Raw genomic sequence first — 20,698 nt, 5'->3', positions numbered from 1 at the left:
CGATAACTAGTTATATAACCTATAAATCAAAACCCTACAGCAGTATCATCACCTCTAGAGTCTGCACCACCTTCTAAAGTTCCATCATTTAAGATAAGAATGGCATCTACTTTTCCTATTACAGGTGTACGTGTTTCATTTATGGTATAGCCTAAGTTCTCTAGTTGTTCTAAAAGTGAATCATCAAAGCGATTAGGTTCCATTCGTATTTCTTCGGGTAGCCATTGGTGATGAAAACGTGGTGAATTTACAGCGTCATGCATAGTCATTCCAAATTCATGTACGTTGAGTATGGTTTGAAATACAGAGGTAATGATTGTTGAGCCACCAGGTGTTCCTACAACCATATAGAGTTGGTCGTTCTTTTCTACAATAGTTGGTGTCATCGCACTTAGCATTCGTTTTTGTGGCGCAATGGCATTGGCTTTTCCACCTAGGAGTCCGTAAACATTTGGAACACCAGGTTTACTACTAAAATCATCCATTTCGTTATTTAGGAAAAAGCCTAGATTTTCAGCATAGAGTTTTGAGCCATAGGCACCATTGAGTGTTGTGGTAACTGCCACTGCATTTCCAAACTGGTCAACAATAGAATAATGCGTCGTTTCGTCGTGTTCTTGATACGAGATGTTGTCTCTTATTTCCATGGTATAGTTAGGCAGTGTTCCATAGGAAATCGAGTCTGAAGGTGTTGGCTTGTCAAACGAAAAATGCTGCATTCGATTATTGAGATAGGAGTGGTCAAGAAGCTTATCTATTGGTATGTTTACAAAATCTGGATCGCCTAAATAATAGCTGCGATCAGCATAGGCTTGTTTTTCGGCTTCAACCATAACTTGAATGGCTTCTAAGCTATTTTGATCATATTGGCTTACATCAAAAGGCTCTGTCATTTTCATAATTTGTGCAAGACAAAGTCCTCCACTCGAAGGTGGTGACATCGAAATGATAGTAAGATCGTCATAGGCAAATCGAATAGGATCGCGCCATTGAGCTTCGTATAGAGCAAGGTCTTCGGAGGTAATAATGCCGCCTTTCTCATTAAGAAATGTCACAAGTTGCTTTGCAGTTTCACCTTTATAGAACTCGTCACGACCATGCTTAGAGATGCGTTTTAATGTTTCGGCTAATGCCACATTTTTAAATGTTGATTGTGCAGACACATCTTTATTTACTAGTGTTGTTTTTCCATTAACAGCTGTTATGATGCTATCATACTTCGCAAAACGCTTGTGTTGCTTTTTGGTGACTGTAAATCCATTTTCAGCCAAAGCAATAACAGGTTTCAATAGTGTTTCTATGGGAAGACTTCCAAACCTCTCATGAGCAGTAAAAATGCCTGCAACGGTTCCTGGAACACCAACAGCGTAAGCACCAACAGTACTTTTATTGGGAATCACATTTCCGAGAGAATCCAAATACATATCACGACTCGCTGCTAAAGGTGCTTTTTCACGATAGTCCAGCGCTCCAGTTTCACCTGTATTAAGACGATAGACCATAAAACCACCTCCTCCAAGATTTCCAGCATAAGGATAGGTTACGGCTAAAGCCATTTCGGTCGCAAACATCGCATCAAAAGCATTACCACCTTGTTCGAGGATATCACTCCCTATTTTAGAAGCTTCGGCGCGTGCAGACACCACCATAGCATTTTTAGTAATCAATCCACGCTTGATAGGAGTTTCCTTTTTACAAGAAAAAGTGATGCATAGAAAGACTATGAAGTAAAGTTTAATTTTCATTTAATAATTGGATTTCGATGTCTTTTAAAGCTGCTTCGGTAAATGCTCTTAGTTCTTCAAAAAACGAGGTGAATTCAGTTTCAAATTCGGTATAAAATTCTTTGAGCTCTACAGTGGCTGTATTCATTCCCGATTTGTTCTGAGTTCTACGGTTCATTCCATCTAAAACCTTTTGAATACCTTCAATTTCAGCGTAACTAAGTAACCAATTACCAGCAATCATATGCGGCATCATTTTTTGAATACGAGAAGGAAGACTATCAAAATGCATTCCCATAAGATCGTAGAATTTGTCTACATAATCGTGTAAAGGAATATCTGAATAAGAGCTCCAATTCTTGGCCAAAAAGTGATCGTACAAGATATCGACGATTACACCACTGTAATGCCCATAATTTTTGTGCAGGCGTTTTGTACTCTGTCTTACTGTTGGGTGAGCATCAGTATATGTATCTATTTGACGATGTAGTAGGATGCCTTTTTGAATTCCTAAAGGAAATTTTTTATAGCGCTTTCCTCTAATGCCATCAGCGATAAAATTACCAATAGTAATCAAGTCGTCGTCTTGAGATAGATAAATATGGGCTAGAAAATTCATTCAATAAATATATGTATTTTTGAGTTCTAAATGTTTATACTTGGATAGATTACCAAATTTAGATCCCTTACGTTTTATCTTGGCTTCGTTGGTGATGATTTTTCATATTCCGCATCTAAGCAGAAATCAAGGACTTCCATATTTCTCAGATGCTCCCATATTTAATAGAGGGACTGAAGCTGTTTATGTATTCTTTGTTTTGAGTGGTTTTTTGATTATTAGATTGATTTATCGTTATAAGCAACGTGATGCGTTTTCTATTAAGAAGTTTTACATCCGACGCATGTTAAGAATATTCCCTTTGTACTATCTTATTGTTATTTTCGGGTTCTTATTTTATTGGCTCATTTTGCCTGCTTTGAATATGCCATTTGAAAATAATTATAACCTAGGAGAAGGAATTTTATTGACTACATTTTTCTTACCTAATGTTTTCGGGAAACTATACGAGCCAGGTGGTATTTTAGAAGTGTTATGGTCTATTGGTATTGAAGAACAATTTTACCTTATGATTGCTCCTTTACTTTTCTTTATACGAAAAACTAGGATATTACTTGTATTATCTGTACTTACTATTGCCTATTTTATTGTATTTCATTTAGATGTTTTTCAATTCTTGTATACTTATAGATTTGTGTATTTCTTTTTATTCTCTGGAGGCGTAATAGCTATTTTGGAAGAACAAAAGCAATTGGAGTTTTTAAAACGCTCAATACTAATCCCGATTGTGATAGTAATTGCGATGCTTCTGTATTTTACAACAAATGTGTTTCAATTTGAAACACGCTGGATGACTCATTTCGTCACGATGGTTGTATTCTGCTTGTTTGTACACACCTTAGCGCATAATAACTTTGGAATAACGATTAAAAATAAGTTATGGAATCATTTGGGACATATGTCTTATGGTATTTATATGTTTCATGTCATTGCAATGAACATCGTTGTTTTTTTTATGCTGAAAGTTCAAGCTCATGAAATTTTTAATGATACTATAACAATACTTCTAATTAATATATTGACTTTTGTATTGACAATACTTTTTGCACATTTGTCGTACACATATTTTGAAACCTATTTTTTAAAACTGAAAACAAAGTTTAGATAATGACACTTATAAAATCAATCTCAGGAATACGAGGTACTATTGGCGGACAAGTTGGTGATAATCTCACACCAATTGATGCCGTAAAATTTGCTTCGGCTTATGGCACTTGGATCAAACAACAACGTAACAAGGAAAACTATCGTGTTGTAGTTGGTAGAGATGCACGAATTTCTGGTGAAATGATTCAAAATCTAGTAATGAATACTTTGGTTGGTCTTGGTATTCATGTGATTGATCTTGGTCTGTCAACAACACCAACAGTTGAAGTTGCTGTGCCAATGGAACATGCCGATGGTGGTATTATTCTAACAGCAAGTCACAATCCAAAGCAATGGAATGCATTAAAGCTTTTAGATGCTAAAGGTGAATTTTTAAATGGAGAAGAAGGTGCAAAGATTTTGAAACTAGCCGAAGGAAACGACATGTTATTTGCTGATGTTGATAGTTTAGGAGAGATTACGATTAATGATGCGTATATAGATATGCATATCGATGAAGTTTTAGCTATGGAACTTGTAAACAAAGAAGCTATCGAAAAAGCGAATTTCAAAGTAGTTGTAGATGGCGTGAATTCTACCGGAGGTATAGCTATTCCGTTGTTGTTAGAGCGGCTTGGAGTACATCCTATAAAGTTGTATTGTGAACCTAATGGTCATTTCCCGCATAATCCAGAACCTTTAAAAGAGCATTTAACGGATCTTTCAGAAGCAGTGGTGAAGGAAGGTGCTGATTTTGGCATTGTGGTGGATCCAGATGTTGATCGTTTAGCCTTTATGGATGAAAACGGAGAGATGTTTGGTGAAGAATATACCTTGGTAGCTTGTGCAGATTATGTGTTGAGTAAAACACCAGGAAATACAGTGAGTAATATGAGTTCTACAAGAGCTCTTCGTGATATAACCGAAAAGCATGGTGGTACTTATGAAGCCAGTGCAGTAGGCGAAGTTAATGTTGTTAATTTGATGAAGAAAAACAACGCTATTATTGGAGGAGAAGGTAATGGAGGGATTATTTATCCAGAATTACACTACGGAAGAGATGCGCTTGTTGGTGTTGCACTATTCTTGAGCTTATTGGCCGAAGGAAATAGCTCTGTAAGTGAGTTGCGAGCTTCATATCCTAACTATTTTATGAGTAAGAAGAAGATTCAGTTAACACCTGAGTTGGATGTAGATGGGGTATTGAGAACTATGGAAACCAAGTATGATAATGAAAACCTAACCACTATTGATGGTGTGAAAATAGATTTTACTAACTCTTGGGTACATTTGAGAAAAAGTAATACAGAACCAATTATTAGAATTTATACTGAAGCACCTACACAGCAAGAAGCCGATGATTTAGCAGATCGTATTATATCTGAAATCAAGGTAATCGCAAATATTTAGTATCTTCGCAAAAAGCTTTTTCAAATGATTTCTACGGAAACTACAGCGTCTAAACCATCTGAACTTGAATTGTATTTCAATCGATTCAGACAACATATAATAGGTATCGATCAGGAGTTTGAATCTCCTTTTGGAACACAAAAAATCATTTATACAGATTGGACTGCTTCTGGACGTTTGTATAGACCAATTGAAGAAAAGTTGTGTAACGAGTTTGGGCCTTTTGTAGCGAATACTCATACCGAAACTACGGTTTCTGGAACGGCAATGACCAAAGCATATCATGAAGCGAAGCATATTATTAAAAAACACGTGAATTGCACAGATGATGATGTGCTCATTGTGTCTGGCAATGGAATGACAGGTGTTGTCAATAAATTTCAAAGGATTTTGGGTTTAAAAATTCCTGAGAATCTTAGAAAGTATACTACTGTTCCTGATGAGATTAGGCCTGTAGTTTTTGTGACGCACATGGAGCATCATTCTAATCAAACGTCTTGGTTAGAAACTATTGCTAAGGTAGAAGTGATTCCGCCTGATGCTAATGGTTTATTCAGTTTAGAAAACTTAGAAAGCTTACTAGATAAATATAAGGACTGTACATTAAAGATAGCTTCAGTAATTGGAGGTTCTAATGTGACTGGAATACAAACACCATATCATGATATTGCAGAATTAATGCATAAACATGGAGGCGTATGTTTTGTAGATTTTGCCTGTTCGGCACCTTATGTCGATATTGACATGCATCCAGAAAATGAACTTCAGAATTTGGATGCTATTTTCTTTTCACCACATAAATTTTTAGGCGGGCCTGGAACTTCAGGTGTTTTAATTTTTAATAAGAAGTTATATAAAAACATGATTCCTGATTGTCCAGGAGGAGGAACCGTAAGTTGGACAAATCCATGGGGAGAGCATAAGTACATAGATAATATAGAAGATAGGGAAGATGGTGGTACACCAGGATTTCTACAAACTATAAAAACAGCCTTAACAATAAAACTTAAGGAACAAATGGGTGTTGCCAACATCCTAGAGCGTGAACATGAGTTGGTGAGTAAAGTATTTAGTGAGTTATCTTCTCAAGATAACTTGCATATTCTCGCTGGCCAGCATCAAGATCGTTTGGGTGTAATTTCATTTTATATTGATGACTTGCATTATAACTTAGGCGTAAAACTGCTAAATGATCGTTTCGGAATTCAAACACGAGGTGGTTGTAGTTGCGCTGGAACCTATGGACACTTCTTATTACATGTAGATCAGCAAACTAGTAACGAATTGACCAATGAAATATCTATCGGAGATCTTGTGCGTAAACCTGGTTGGATTCGAATGTCCATACATCCAACGACTACCAATGAAGAAATGGCCTATGTTTGTGACAGTATTAAATCATTAGCAAAACATCATAAAGATTGGTCAAAAGCTTACGAGTATCAAGGCAAAACTAATGAGTTTATACATCAATCTTTGGCATCTCAAAAATCATCTGATGATGAGGTGATTGATGCATGGTTTAAATTGTGAAAATTCATTTCTACAGACACTACAATATACTGCTTTCATAATTGTTTTTGAGTTGCTTACATTAAGAACATACTGTATTTAGTGTAATTGAAGCTTTTTTTTAACTATACCTAATATCAAAGTTGTTGTAGGAAAACATTACATCACCTATACATTACCACAACATTATTCTTTTTTACACTACATCGTTGTAGTTGTGCTTGTTTCGTATTATTTAAAAAGTACTGAAAATCCTTGATTTTTAAGTATTTCGTAATATTATATATGTTTTTTTGAATTGTATGATTATTGTATAGGTTTTTTTTATTGAATTGCCAATTTCCCGCTGTAAGTTTACATCATAACAATCAATTATATGACAACAAAACTCTTTTCACTAGTATTCTTACTATTTACAGCATTGACATTTAGTCAAAATGTTACAGTAAAAGGTACAGTTGTAGATCAAGCAACTGGACAACCACTGCCAGGAGTTAATATTCTGGTCAAGAACACTGCCAAAGGTGCGTCAACAGATTTTGACGGTAATTTCACTATTTCTGATGTGTCTATCAACTCCACTCTAGTATTCACTTATTTAGGATATAAGGATTTGGAGTTCGTAGTTACAGACAACAACCCAATAACAATACAGCTTGTAGAAGACACAGAGTCTTTGGATGAAGTCGTGGTTATAGGTTATGGTACCCAGAAGAAAAAGGAAATAACTGGAGCTGTAGCTGTTGTATCAAGTGAAACTATCGAAAACTTGAAACCAACACGTATTGAACAAGCATTGCAAGGTCAAGTGGCTGGTGTTAACATTACATCACAATCAGGTTCTCCTGGTGCAGCAGCAACCATTAGTATACGTGGTGTATCCACAAATGGAGATAACAGACCATTGATATTAGTTGATGGTAACGTTATTGAAGACTTAAGTGTTATCAATCCAAATGATATTGAGACGCTCAATGTATTAAAAGATGCCACTGCTGGAATTTATGGTGTAAGAGCAGCAAACGGAGTCATATTAATTACTACTAAGACAGGTAGAAAGAATAGACCTCTTAGTATTGAAATTAATACCTACGCTGGTTTTCAACAAACAACACGTGAGATTCCTTCTTTAAATGCTACCGAATACGCATTGTTAGTAAATGAAGCTTTTGCCGCAAATGGAGAAGATCTTGTTTTTCCCGATGTTTCAAACTTGGGTCAAGGTACAGACTGGCAAGACGAGGTATTTCAAAACGCAGCACAGTATAATGTTAACGCAACACTATCTGGAGGAGGAGAAAAGTCATCGTATGCATATGCAGCATCATTTTTGTCTCAAGATGGTATTGTAGGAGGTAGTAAGTCAAACTTTTCAAGATACACACAACGTTTAAATTATGGTTTAGATTTTCTTGAAAATTTCAAGTTGAACTCAGGGTTAATCTTTACACATACAAGTAGAAAAGCACTTTCTGAAAACGGATTAGGTTCCGTATTGTTTAACGCATTAAATATGGCACCTACATTTTCAGTAAGAGATGAAAATGGCGCTTATACTATAGCAGAAGGCTTAGGCAATGAGGTTATCAATCCATTAGCACAAATCGATAATACCTTCAATAGGTCTTTTGTGGATAAAATAGCAGGAAATATAAGTTTGTCTTATAATTTCTTAGAAAATTTCACTGCTCAAGCTAATTATCAATTTAATTATTCTGAGGTTGAAAGCAATGTTTTTAATCCTATTGCTTTCTTCGGAAGCGGTAAAGTATTCAATAGAGATAGAAATGAAGTAGTGATCAATAACAATATTTTTAGAGACTATACTTTTGATGCCTTTTTAAAATATGAAAATAGATTTAATGACATTCACAATTTAAGTGTATTAGTTGGGACATCAGTATTTAAGACAGAAGGTTTCTTTAGTGGGTTTGTTGGGTTTGATATTCCAGGCAATACTGTTGAAAACGCTACTCTGGATCAAGCTTCTGATATACAAAATATTTTCCCTAATGGAAATGCACAGTTTGATGCAAGATTACTCTCTTATTTTACCAGAATACAATATGACTATAATGGAAAATATCTTATTTCAGCTGTATTACGACGTGATGGTTCTACCAAGTTTGGGCCAGAAAATAAATTTGGTTTCTTCCCATCAGCATCTGTAGGATGGATTATTTCAGATGAAGATTTTTTAAGTGATAGTAATACTATAAGCTTTCTAAAATTAAGAGGTTCTTATGGTGTTCTAGGAAATGATAGAATACCAGATTTCAGATTTGTGTCACTCTTAAATGGAGAAGGTACTTATGTGATAGATGATGAACTTGTATTTGGTACTGCAATAGGAGCTGTATCAAATCCAGAAATACGATGGGAAAAACAAAAAACATTAGATATAGGAATTGATGCCAAATTGTTTAATAACCAATTAGATATTACAGCAGATTATTATAAGAAAAGAACAGAGGACTTATTAATAGTACCTCAGGTTTCAGGAATTTTGGGTGTTACTGCTCCCGGAGCTACACCACCAGTTGTTAATGCTGGTATTGTAGAAAATCAAGGTTTTGAATTTTCAGTAGGCTACAGTAAGGTTGTTAATGACGATTTTAACTATAGTATTAGATATAATATCGCTACTCTAGATAATACAGTTGTAGAAGTAAGCGCAGATGGAGATTTTCTCTCTGGAGGTGCATTTGGTGTTGGACAAGACCCTCCAGCTAGAATGGAAGAAGGTTTTCCTATTGGATACTTTAGAGGATTTGTAACAGACGGAATATTTCAAAACCAAGGAGAGATTGATGCTTATCCAACATTAAATGATGCTGTGCAAGCCGGTGATTTACGATTTGTAGATATCAATAATGATGGTGTTATAGATGATAATGACAAAACTAACATTGGAGATCCATTACCTGATGCCACTATGGGGCTAAATTTTAATTTCGAATATAAAAATTTCGATTTTCAAGCCTATGCATTTGCTTCAGTAGGAAATGATATTGTAAGAAATTATGAGAGAAACCAACCATTAACCAATCGTAGTGTTTATTATTTAGATCGATGGACTGGTGAAGGTACTAGTAATAGCTTTCCAAGAGTAACTTCTGGAGCAAACTCAAACGGTTTGTTTTCAGATTTCTTTGTTGAAGATGGAGACTTCATAAGATTACAAAACGTACAATTAGGGTATTCATTATCAGGTGAATTCTTAGAAGATTCTAAAATCACAAAATTACGATTTTATATATCTGCTTCAAACTTGCTTACGCTTACAGAATATAGAGGTTATGATCCAACAGCTTCTACTGGAGAGGCTATAGGTGGTGGAATCGATTACGGTTTCTACCCAACTCCGAAAACATTTTTATTAGGTATGAACTTAAAATTTTAATTAAAGATGAAACTAACAAGAATAACATATATAGGTATCTCACTACTTATTTTTATATCATGTAGTGATGATTTTGTCGACGTCGATTCACAAGATCAAAATTCTGAGGACTTCTTTAATACTGAAGAAGATTACCAAAACGCATTAATTGGCGCATATGACCTATTGCAATCAACATACTTAAACGTTATGTTGGGAGAAATTGCGTCTGATAACACCTTAGCTGGAGGAGAAAGTGCAATTGATGTTCCTGGTATTCAGGAAATAGACGATATGATTCACACACCTATTAATCAACAATTAAGAGACATTTGGGGATGGATGTACAGCGGTGTTAATCGCGCAAACTACATTATGGAGTTTCAAGATAAAACTGATTTTGTTGGTAAAGAAGGTGTTTTGGCTCAAACACGATTCTTAAGAGCATATTATTATTTTGAATTGGTAAAATGGTTTGGAGATGTACCATTTGCTGTTGACAGAAGAATACTATTTGGCGATCAGTTTTCTATTCCAAGAACACCAAAGACAGAAATCTATGCACAAATGGAAGAAGATCTCATTTTTGCGGCCGCTAATTTACCTTATGTTCAGGCAGAAACAGGTCGTGTTACTAAAGGAGCTGCGCAAGCTTTATTAGGAAAGGTGTATTTATACCAAGATAAGTTCTCAGAAGCGGCAAATGTTCTGGAAGACTTAATAAATAATGGTCCGCATGATCTCCTCACAGATTACAGCACTATGTTTGAAAATGATAACGAGAATAATATCGAATCTGTTTTTGAGGTACAGTATTCTGATCAAGAAGGTGCTGGTTTTGGATGTCTTCAATGTAGTGAAGGTAATGTAGCTGTTGGATTTAATGGTATAAGAAGTTATACAGGTCCAGTTTTTGAATCGGGATTTAGCTTTAATGTACCAACCCAAGAAGTTGTTGATGAGTTTGAACCTGGCGACAACCGATTTGAAACAGCAATTTTAGATATTGATACTTGGGCCAATGATACTGGCGCTACATTCTCAACCGGATTTGAGCACACAGGGTACTATAATAGAAAGTATATAGCGCGCCAAGGTGATGCTAATACTGGAGATGCCAATTTAACAAATCCTAATAATTATAGATCTATTCGTTTTGCAGATGTCTTATTGATGGCAGCTGAGGCACTTAATAGAGGTGGAATAGATGATATGAGAGCACAGCAATATTTAAATAGAGTTAGAGAACGTGCTTTTGGAAATTCTGATAACAATGTAACAGCAACTGGAACGGCATTAACTTCTGCTATATATCATGAAAGACGTGTAGAGCTTGTTGGAGAAGGACATCACTTTTTTGACTTAGTTAGAACTGGTAGAGCTGCAAGTGAGATAAATGGTTTTCAAGCTGGTAAGCATGAACTGTTTCCAATACCTTCTATTGAAATTCAATTAGCTGGAAATCAATGGGAACAAAATCCTGGATATTAAAAAAACAACTATAAAAAGAGATATGATGAAGATTTTAAAATACATACTGAGTATAGCGTTGCTTACTGCTATTATCTATGGCTGTACAGATGATGACAATGATACTAACTTCGTTAACAACCTGCCTGCACCAACCAATATTTCATTATTATCAGTGGTGACGCCAGATAATTCGGGTTTAGTTACACTAACACCATCAGGTGAAGGTGCGGCAAAATTTGATCTGGAGTTTGGTGATAATACGGGCTCTTCTGGAGAATTAAACCCTGGCGAAAGTGTTCAACATACTTATGCAGAAGGTTCTTATGATGTAATTGTTACGGCTACAGGTCTTAACGGAAAAGTGACTACAGTGACGCAAACTATAATCGTCGCGTTTTTAGCTCCGCAAAACTTAATGGTAACCATTGAAAATGATACAGCAGTCTCTAGGCAAGTTAATGTAACTGCATCGGCTGAGTTTGCTATGAATTATGAAGTGAATTTTGGCGATCCTAACAATACCATCATGATGGCGAATATCGATGAGGGTGTTTCTTTTACCTATGATGAAGCCGGAACCTATACCATTACAGTAACAGCATTTAGTGCGGCTATTGAAACAACAACATATACTGAAGATTTCTTGGTAACGGAAATTTTACAGCCTTTGGCTGGTGCTCCTGTGCCGCCAAGTAGAGCAGATGAAGATGTGATCTCAATGTTTAGTAACACTTATGCGCTTGATGTTAATGTGAGTTCTTGGCGATCAGATTGGAGTACAAGCACACTAACAGATTTGCAGATTGATGGTAACGACACTAAGTTTTATGCTGATGCCGATTTTGTTGGTGTTGAGTTTTATGGTGCTGATGCCGTTGATGCTACCGAAATGGAATTCTTTCATTTAGATTTCTGGTCAGTAAATGCAACGACATTTAGAATAAAACTAGTAGATCTTGGTGGTACAGCAACCGAAGCTGAAATCGTTTTTGATGATTTACCACAAAATGAATGGGTGTCCTTAGAGATTCCAATGAGTGATTTTACTGATGCAGGAATGACTTCTATCAATTCTATACAACAACTTATTTTTTCAGGTGTACCTGTAGGAACATTTGATTTCTTCATTGATAATGTTTATTTCTACAAATCGCCATCTATGGCTCCAACAATTACTGGAACATGGAAAATGGCTCCTGAAGCTGGATCTCTAGGAGTAGGACCAAGCGTTGGAGATACACAGTGGTTCTCTTGTGATGCTGTTTGTGTTACTGATAGAACATGTTATTTTGATGACACATATTTCTTCGGAATAGATGGATCATTTGTAAATGATTTAGGAGCAGAGTCATGGATCGAAGGATGGCAAGGAGGTAGTGATGGTTGTGGTACACCAGTTGCACCGCATGATGGTTCCAATCCTGCCACATATACCTATGATGCAGGCGCTGGAACAATTACTTTAAACGGAACTGGAGCTTATATTGGCTTAGCTAAAGCAAATAATCAAGGTGAATTACCAAATGTTGCTGTTCCAAGTTCGATAACTTATAATGTAACCCTAGTTGATAATAATAATATGGATGTGTATATCGAATCTGGAGCTGGTGTATTTTGGCAGTACAGATTGGTTAAAGAATCTGAAGCGCCAAACCCATTGGCTGGAACATGGCAAATGGCTCCTGAAGCTGGATCGCTAGGAGTAGGACCAAGCGTTGGAGATACGCAGTGGTTCTCTTGTGATGCTGTTTGTGTTGCAGATAGAGCATGTTATTTTGATGATACTTATGTCTTTGGTGCAGACGGATCGTTTACCAATAATTTGGGGTCTGAAAGTTGGATTGAAGGATGGCAAGGTGGATCTGATGGTTGTGGTACTCCAGTAGCTCCACATGACGGTTCAAATCCAGCAACTTATACTTATAACTCAAGCTCGGGAGAGTTAACTTTAAATGGAGTAGGCGCTTATATTGGTTTACCAAAAGCGAACAATCAAGGTGAATTACCAAATGTTGCTGTTCCAAGTTCAATTACTTATAATGTGACATTAGTAGACAGTAATACTATAGAAGTCTATGTCGAATCTGGTTCTGGTGTATTTTGGCAATATAAACTCGTAAAACTCTAAGCGTAAAAAGATCATGATGACAATAAAAAAAATATTCAATAGCGGCTTATCACTTTTAGTGATGATGACATTATTTACATGTCAAGACGAAGATCAGGAATTTGGTGAGATTACTACGCCAACTAATTTAGTTCTTAACTTCGAAGTTATAGGACAAGATTTAATGAATCCTAATGGTGATGGCTCCGGATTTGTCACGTTTAGTGCAAGTGCAGATAATGCCATTACCTACAGATATAATTTTGGAGACAATACCAATGTTGAGGTCACGCCATCTGGTGAAATTACGCACAGATTTAATCTTACAGGACTTAACACATACAACGTCACTGTGATTGCTTCTGGGACAGGAGGAGTGACTACAAGTACATCTGTTGATGTTGATGTGTTTAGTGCATTTGATGATCAAGAAGCCAAAGACTTTTTGTCTGGAGGAGCAGGATCCTCTAAAATATGGTATTTAGCGGCTTCTCAATCTGGACATTTAGGTGTAGGTGGTACTCCAGAGATTTCCGCAGATGCCTTTTGGTTTCCAAGTTTTTTCTCAGCGACACCATTTGAGAAGTGTAATGACGAGATTAGCGATTGTCTATGTGATGATGAATTAACCTTTTCATTAGATGTCGATAACCAATTAACATTTCAGTTAAATAATAACGGACAAACATTTTTTAATGCAGGACATCAATCTGTAATTGGAGAAGATGCTGGAGAAGATGCTTGTTTTGATTTTGATACTTCAGGAGTTAGTAATGTGTCTTTAGCACCAACTTCTGTAGATTGGTCTGCTGTTCCTGATCCGGACTTTAATCCGAGAGGAACAGTCATGAATTTTACTAACGATGCATTTATGGGCTATTTTGTAAGCTCATCATCCTATGAGATTCTTTCAATAACTGAAAACACATTATATGTACGAACAATAGATGGTTTAAACCCTGTATTGGCTTGGTATCATAAATATTCAACAGATCCGCCAGACTTAGATTAATTATTATAGTCTTCAGGATTCTTGTCTTTATGTTTCCAACGTTTATGTGTCCATAAGTAGTATTGTGGCGCTTCATAAATTTGTTGTTCGACAAGCTTTAAGAATTGATCCGTGATTTCATAATCTTTATAATCATTTGGATAGTCTGCTAACGTCTCAAATGTGGTTTCATAATATCCGCGTTTGAGGCGTTTTACGCTAAAGAATACAACAGACATGTCCAGACGTTTTGCTAACATTTCGGCACCTGTGTGCACGGGTACTCTTATATTCATAAACTCGGTCCAATGAAATGCTTTTTGAGGTTTAGGTGTCTGGTCAGATACAAATCCGTTAATAGTAGAAACACCTCTATTTTTTAACCTAATTAATTCAGGAATGGTCTCTTTAGTTGTAATTAAATGGCTATTATATTTTGCTCTAATACGTTTAACTAATCGGTCAAAGTACTTATTTTGTATCCGCTTATAAATTGCATTTCCTCTAGATTTCACATAAGTTTGAAGAATAAATATCCACTCCCAGCTTCCGTAATGTGCGCACATGAGTACAATGCTTCTATCTTTAGCTTCTATACCTTGAATTAATTCGACATTGGTAAATGTAAATCGCTTCTTCATTTCAGCTTCTGAAATCGATAATGATTTGATAGCCTCAACAATCATGTCACATAAGTGATGGTAGAATTGTTTTGTAATTAAATTAATTTCTTTAGATTCCTTTTCAGGAAAAACCAGTCTTAAATTATCCTGTACGGTTTTTTTTCTGTAGCCAAAAATACGATAGATAAATAGGTATAATACATCTGAAAATGCGTATAACAATCTAAACGGAAGAATAGATATTAACCATAAAAATGGATAAACTAAGATGTAGATAATAAATTGCATTTATATATGTTAGATTTGCAGTGGCAAATATATGTAATTAAAGTCTATGGGTAGTTTAGGTGGTTTAAGTTTATTTACAATTATCATTATTGCAGCAAATGTAATAATATCATATAAAGGGTTTGAAGATTATGGTTTCTTCGAGCGCTATAAATTTAATGTAGGAGGTGTCAGGCGTGGTGAACAGTTTAGAATGTTTAGTTCGGGGTTCTTACATGCCGATACTACACATTTGTTGTTTAATATGATGACGCTTTTCTTTTTTGCTAATGCTGTTATTGGTGATCTTGGTGAGTTAGGGTTTTTAGTAGTATACATTGGAAGCTTAGCTTTGGGGAGTTTATTATCTCTTTACTTTCATAAAAACGAGTATCATTACAGTGCAGTAGGAGCAAGTGGTGCAGTTATGGGTATTCTGTATGCGTCTATATTGTTAGAGCCTGAGCGTGGTATTTATATGTTCTTTATTCCTTTTGAAATCCCTGGTTATATCTTCGGAATCATGTATCTCTTATATTCAATTTACGGCATGAAAAATCGTGTTGGTAATATTGGTCATGATGCTCATTTTGGAGGTGCCATAGGAGGTTATGTTATTACGCTTATTTTGCAGCCTTCTTTGTTTGAAACCGATCTGCTAATGGTTGGGTTACTGGCTGTACCTATTATTATCTTGTTTGTAATGCATAAATTAGGGAAGATTTAAATAAAAAAGCCTTCAATCTTTTAAGAGAGAAGGCTTAAATTTTATTAATGCAGCTATTAGTTAAGCAACTCAGCAATTTTAGCTTCCAGAGCTGGTCCTCTTAAATTTTTGGCGACAATCGTTCCATTTTCATCTAAAATAAATGTCGCAGGAATTGATCTAATATTATAGGCTCTAGCCACAGGGTCATTAAAATAGTTTAAACTTGATACATGGTTCCAAGTTAGTTTATCTTGTTCGATAGCTTGTAACCAAGCCGCTTTTGGATCTTGTTGTCTTGTTGTACCATCTAGAGATACACCAATAATTTCTAGCCCTTTAGAGTGATACTTATTATATACTTTAACAACATTAGGGTTTTCACGTCTACACGGCCCACACCACGCTGCCCAAAAATCGATAATAGTCACTTTTCCCATAACATCTTTTAATGCCAACGGACTCCCATCAGGCTTAGTCGATGTAAAATCAGGTGCTTGTTTTCCAATTTCTGTGGCACTTAATAGTGCTCTTTGTTGTTGTAGTCCAGTTATTTTTGCTTCAATATTCTTACCAAGTTTAGTGCTTTTAATTGATGCGTCCAAACCATCAAAAAGTGACGAAATATTGTCAAGGTCTGGTTGGTTCGTTTTAAATAAATTATCAATTACAACCAATGAGTATAAGCTGCTTTTATTTTCTTTAGCATAAGTTATAGGTAAGGCTCTCATATCTCTTGTGAGTTGGGTGAATTCTTGCGCTAGTTGGCTCTTTACGTTCTTATCATCTGTAGCACGTATTTGTTCGTTTAATTTTGTAGCCTTTGCGTTGAGTTCTTCGACTTGTGCATTTAACGACATGAGGTCATCATTTGCTTTTGTGCCTTTAATCTTTGATTTAGATAAATTAGTATTATCAACATCAATAGTTATGGCTTTGTTTTCAACAATAAGCGGAAGATCTCCTTTAACGCTATTGATGTTCAAGTTCCACATTTGAGGTGTATCAACTTTACCTTCAAATACAAAGCGCTCATTCATGACGATAGCAGTATCTACATTAATCTTCCTACCACGTTGATCGGTGGTTTGTAGGTGTGCTCTAATGCCATTATAAACGCCAGGAGCTTCTCCAGTAATTAAATAGGTTTCTCTAACAACTTCTTCAGAACTGCCTTCAGTCTTACAGTTGAATAATAAAACACTTAAGCAAAAAATTGTAACTATCTTTTTCATCATGTAATAATTTAGTACTGCAAATATAATAAGTTCAATAAAAGAAAATTAATCACATTTATTAATAAAAACTTAAAGAACTCTCCAAATTTATTTTATAAAGCTAAAATTGCAATACTTTTGTAAAAAAATATAGGATGACTCACCAAGATACAATTGTTGCATTAGCTACAGCTTCTGGAAGCGGAGCTATTGCTGTGATACGACTTTCGGGTAACGATGCGATCTCAATTGTAGACGACAGTTTTAAATCGGTTGTTGATGGTAAGACTTTGGTCAATCAGGCAACACACACGATTCATTTAGGTCATATTACTGAAGGCGGTCGTGTATTTGACGAAGTTTTGGTTTCTGTGTTTAAGAACCCTAATTCTTACACAGGTGAAGATGTTGTAGAGATATCTTGTCATGGCAGTTTATATATTCAACAAGAAATTATACAATTATTTCTTCGGAAAGGATGCCGAATGGCAAACGCAGGAGAATTTACCTTACGTGCTTTTTTAAATGGAAAGTTGGATCTATCACAAGCTGAAGCTGTGGCCGATTTGATTGCTAGTGATAATGAAGCCTCACATCAAGTGGCTATGCAGCAAATGCGTGGTGGTTTTTCTTCGGAAATAGCTAAACTAAGAGAGGAACTACTCAATTTTGCCTCTTTGATAGAATTAGAACTTGATTTTGCTGAAGAAGATGTTGAATTTGCTGATCGTTCGCAATTTAAAGAATTGGTGGACAGAATTACTTTCGTACTTAAACGTCTCATCGATTCGTTTGCCGTTGGGAATGTCATTAAAAATGGAATTCCAGTAGCTATTGTTGGCGAACCTAATGTTGGAAAGTCTACGCTTCTCAATGCCTTATTAAATGAAGAACGCGCTATAGTTTCTGAAATTGCCGGAACAACGCGTGATACGATAGAAGATGAAATCTCAATTGGAGGTATTGGCTTTCGGTTTATTGATACGGCAGGGATTAGAGAAACTAAAGACGTGGTAGAAAGCATTGGTATTAAAAAAACGTTTGAGAAAATAGACCAAGCACAAGTGGTTATTTACCTATTTGACAGCTCTAAGTCGATTTCAGATTTAAAAACAATTCAGATTGAAATCGAAAAAATAAAAAATAAGTATCCACGAAAACCGCTGTTGATTATTGCTAATAAAATAGATCAGTTAGATGACTCACAATTGGCAGGTCTACAATCTGAAATAGAAAATATCCAATTACTATCTGCTAAAACAGGATTTGGTGTAGAAACGCTAACCAATTCGCTTTTGGAGTTAATTAACACTGGAGCGCTACGGAATAATGAGACCATCGTGACTAACTCACGCCACTATGATGCCTTATTAAAAGCGTTTGAGGAAATTCAGAAAGTAAAACACGGATTAGAAACTGGATTGTCTGGTGATTTATTGGCGATAGATATTCGTCAGGCACTATATCATTTTGGAGAGATTACAGGAGAGATTACAAACGATGATCTATTAGGTAATATCTTTGCTAATTTCTGTATAGGGAAATAATTCTTACTATATCCGAATTCAAATCTTAAGATAGAAGTTTATTGTTTTGAAAATGATTTAAAATGTGTTGGTGTTTAATAAAACATAAGTCCAGTACGTATAATATACGAGGCGATTCTTATTTAATATGCTTATCTTTTGTTGTAAATTTGTTAGCAATCAACTGTAAAAGTTGATTGTCAAAAATTAACACTAGAGATTGTTATGAATACTAAAAGGCATTACTTATATATATTAAAATTTGTCGTTTGTTTATTCTTGTTTTCTTCTTCTTTGAGTTATTCTCAAAAACAACAAAAAGAATTAAATATTGATGATTTAAAGAATCATATTCACAATACTTCTGGTATTCAAAAACTTAAATTATTAGATAGTTTATGCAGGATTACTAGAGATAGAATAGAACTTAAATACGATTCTATTGTTAAGATAACAATAGAATATGCAATAGTAAATATACAGGCAAGAAGTATAAGACGATTAGAATAAAAGGCACAAGGTAAATGACATCTTTTAAGATTACTTTTCCGAAAAAGCGTTTCACATAATAAAACAAAAATGGTACCAACAAAAAGAGGGATTGGTCTATAGATATAAGTGAATATACTGTATTCATTAAATAAGTCGTTCCAATGACCTACCCAGAATAACATTATAATAGAGAATACTACAATGAAGGCACTTAAAAAGAAATCAATTTGTTTATTGCTTTGATTTTTACGTGTCGCAATCTAAAAGCTCAAAAAAAAGCCTTGCACTGCAATGCATAGAAATATAATCGTCCAAATTTTCAAATTCCCCATAACAATATAAGGTTACTTTAAATAATAACATGAATTATTTAAAATTGTTACAGAGAATCTTTAAAAAGATGCTGTTGCCAATATATTGGTAATAGAAAATAATAGGCTTAAGATTTCACCTGCTAGAGTGTAATTACAAACCTTTATCAATAGCTATCACATTATTTCAAAAGTTTATTTAGTGGACAATTTTAGAAAAAAAACGTGGTATCGAATACAGGTATATATACCTATTGTTTGGCATTACCCTATGCTATACCTTTGAGATGACTCCCAGTTCAGCCAAGCTTAGATCTTATAATTACAATAGTATTTAGTCTATAAAAATCATCTTTATTTTACTTGATAATTTATAAAGCAATTCTAGGATTTTTTGAGATACTATTATCAAAAGTAAATGGAGTCAAGACTTATTCTTGTGGTAGATTAAATCGTAAAATACTAATACATTCAAGTTTAAATAAATTAGAAATTATGTACCAAAAAAAGCCTTACTTATCACAGCCCATTCCTGGGAACGGTGAAATATTTCATGTAGAGCATGATCCTGTTGATCCTTCGGCAATACAACCATGGAGCGGACTTGTTCCAAAGTGTACCTTAGAAGATCATGATCAATGCAAATATTTTCCGGCGCAAACAGCGAATATTATTGTAGATGAAGTTTATGAAAAAATACGAATTAAAAGTAATAAATGGATTGAAATGGCTTGTGAAGAAGCTAAAGAATCGATAGGAGAAGAAGGAGGTCCATTTGGAGCAGTAATTGTTCAAATTGATGATGAAACTCAAGAAATAATACGGTATTGGAAAAACCATAATCAAGTGACCGCCATAAATGATCCAACTGCTCATGCCGAAGTGATGACCATTCGCAGTGTTTGTGCATCTCTAGGTGTATTTGATTTATCTAAAATAGAAAAAGATCATTCAAAATTACCTCAAAAAGGAGCAACCTCTCATTGTGTCATATTTAGTTCTGCAGAGCCTTGTCCAATGTGCTTTTCGGCTATTAGTTGGGCCAGTTTGCAGCACATGTATTTTTCAGCTACACGTTATGATGCTGCAGTTCAAGGTGTCAATTTTTCTGATGAAGAAATTTATAATGAACTGTCTAAACCCTATTATCAAAGGAGCATGAAAGTATTTCAATGTAGTACACCAAATTCACTAGATGCTTTCAATACATGGAAAGTTGTACCTCATACTGATTATTAACCTAGAAAACTAA

15 protein-coding genes are annotated in these 20,698 nt (G+C 35.2%); 11 read left to right on the top strand and 4 right to left on the bottom strand.

Annotated elements, in window-relative coordinates; translation table 11 throughout:
* Positions 1-26 precede the first annotated feature (26 nt).
* Both ggt and Q0783_RS10790 read right to left on the bottom strand, forming a co-directional pair.
* Positions 27-1,745 (bottom strand): gamma-glutamyltransferase, encoded by a 1,719-nt coding sequence (gene ggt / locus Q0783_RS10795; RefSeq protein WP_298895040.1) that lies wholly within the window; start codon positions 1,743-1,745, stop codon positions 27-29.
* Positions 1,735-2,343 (bottom strand): acyl carrier protein phosphodiesterase, encoded by a 609-nt coding sequence (locus tag Q0783_RS10790; protein ID WP_298895038.1) that lies wholly within the window; start codon positions 2,341-2,343, stop codon positions 1,735-1,737. Before Q0783_RS10790 ends, ggt begins: the two co-directional genes overlap by 11 nt.
* A 40-nt stretch (positions 2,344-2,383) precedes the next feature.
* Between Q0783_RS10790 and Q0783_RS10785 the strand changes: the two genes are divergently transcribed.
* The 7 genes from Q0783_RS10785 to Q0783_RS10755 all read left to right on the top strand — a co-directional run bounded on the left by Q0783_RS10785 (position 2,384) and on the right by Q0783_RS10755 (position 14,325).
* The gene (locus tag Q0783_RS10785; RefSeq protein WP_298895036.1) at positions 2,384-3,451 is read left to right on the top strand and encodes an acyltransferase; all 1,068 of its coding nucleotides are present in this window, start codon (positions 2,384-2,386) and stop codon (positions 3,449-3,451) included.
* Positions 3,451-4,839: a phosphoglucosamine mutase gene (gene glmM / locus Q0783_RS10780; RefSeq protein ID WP_298895034.1), complete on the top strand. Its 1,389-nt coding sequence runs from the start codon at positions 3,451-3,453 to the stop codon at positions 4,837-4,839. Before Q0783_RS10785 ends, glmM begins: the two co-directional genes overlap by 1 nt.
* A gap of 24 nt (positions 4,840-4,863) precedes the next feature.
* On the top strand, positions 4,864-6,372 hold the full coding sequence (locus Q0783_RS10775; RefSeq protein ID WP_298895033.1) for an aminotransferase class V-fold PLP-dependent enzyme: 1,509 nt from the start codon (positions 4,864-4,866) through the stop codon (positions 6,370-6,372).
* A 355-nt stretch (positions 6,373-6,727) separates the two neighbouring features.
* Complete coding sequence (locus tag Q0783_RS10770) at positions 6,728-9,754, top strand: TonB-dependent receptor (protein ID WP_298895031.1); 3,027 nt, start codon at positions 6,728-6,730, stop codon at positions 9,752-9,754.
* Positions 9,755-9,760: 6 nt separating this feature from the next.
* Positions 9,761-11,224: a RagB/SusD family nutrient uptake outer membrane protein gene (locus tag Q0783_RS10765; protein WP_298895029.1), complete on the top strand. Its 1,464-nt coding sequence runs from the start codon at positions 9,761-9,763 to the stop codon at positions 11,222-11,224.
* A 22-nt stretch (positions 11,225-11,246) separates the two neighbouring features.
* Positions 11,247-13,334, top strand: coding sequence for a hypothetical protein (locus Q0783_RS10760; protein ID WP_298895027.1), 2,088 nt, complete (start codon positions 11,247-11,249; stop codon positions 13,332-13,334).
* A 13-nt stretch (positions 13,335-13,347) separates the two neighbouring features.
* Complete coding sequence (locus Q0783_RS10755) at positions 13,348-14,325, top strand: PKD domain-containing protein (protein WP_298895025.1); 978 nt, start codon at positions 13,348-13,350, stop codon at positions 14,323-14,325.
* Here the strand turns inward: Q0783_RS10755 and Q0783_RS10750 are convergent.
* Complete coding sequence (locus Q0783_RS10750; RefSeq protein ID WP_230935800.1) at positions 14,322-15,215, bottom strand: lysophospholipid acyltransferase family protein; 894 nt, start codon at positions 15,213-15,215, stop codon at positions 14,322-14,324. The two genes, Q0783_RS10755 and Q0783_RS10750, sit on opposite strands and share 4 nt — an antisense overlap.
* A gap of 46 nt (positions 15,216-15,261) precedes the next feature.
* Between Q0783_RS10750 and Q0783_RS10745 the strand changes: the two genes are divergently transcribed.
* Positions 15,262-15,921 carry a rhomboid family intramembrane serine protease gene (locus Q0783_RS10745; protein WP_298759639.1) on the top strand — a complete coding sequence of 220 codons (660 nt, stop codon included), beginning with the start codon at positions 15,262-15,264 and terminating at the stop codon, positions 15,919-15,921.
* A gap of 56 nt (positions 15,922-15,977) precedes the next feature.
* Here Q0783_RS10745 and Q0783_RS10740 read toward each other — a convergent pair whose 3' ends face one another.
* Positions 15,978-17,135, bottom strand: a complete 1,158-nt coding sequence (locus tag Q0783_RS10740; RefSeq protein ID WP_298895022.1) for a TlpA disulfide reductase family protein — start codon at positions 17,133-17,135, stop codon at positions 15,978-15,980.
* 137 nt (positions 17,136-17,272) lie between these two features.
* Here Q0783_RS10740 and mnmE point away from each other — a divergent pair, with 137 nt between their 5' ends.
* The 3 genes from mnmE to Q0783_RS10725 all read left to right on the top strand — a co-directional run bounded on the left by mnmE (position 17,273) and on the right by Q0783_RS10725 (position 20,685).
* A complete protein-coding gene (gene mnmE / locus Q0783_RS10735) occupies positions 17,273-18,664 on the top strand; it encodes a tRNA uridine-5-carboxymethylaminomethyl(34) synthesis GTPase MnmE (RefSeq protein ID WP_298895020.1) in 1,392 nt (463 codons plus the stop codon).
* A gap of 273 nt (positions 18,665-18,937) precedes the next feature.
* Complete coding sequence (locus tag Q0783_RS10730; protein ID WP_298895018.1) at positions 18,938-19,153, top strand: hypothetical protein; 216 nt, start codon at positions 18,938-18,940, stop codon at positions 19,151-19,153.
* 788 nt (positions 19,154-19,941) lie between these two features.
* On the top strand, positions 19,942-20,685 hold the full coding sequence (locus Q0783_RS10725) for a nucleoside deaminase (RefSeq protein ID WP_298895016.1): 744 nt from the start codon (positions 19,942-19,944) through the stop codon (positions 20,683-20,685).
* The last annotated feature ends 13 nt before the right edge of the window (positions 20,686-20,698 follow it).

The sequence above is a fragment of the uncultured Psychroserpens sp. genome (assembly GCF_947500255.1).
In the GTDB taxonomy this organism is placed as follows: Bacteria; Bacteroidota; Bacteroidia; order Flavobacteriales; family Flavobacteriaceae; genus Psychroserpens.
Note: the sequence above shows the minus strand (reverse complement) of the source record. Positions and strands in the feature narration are given on the sequence as shown.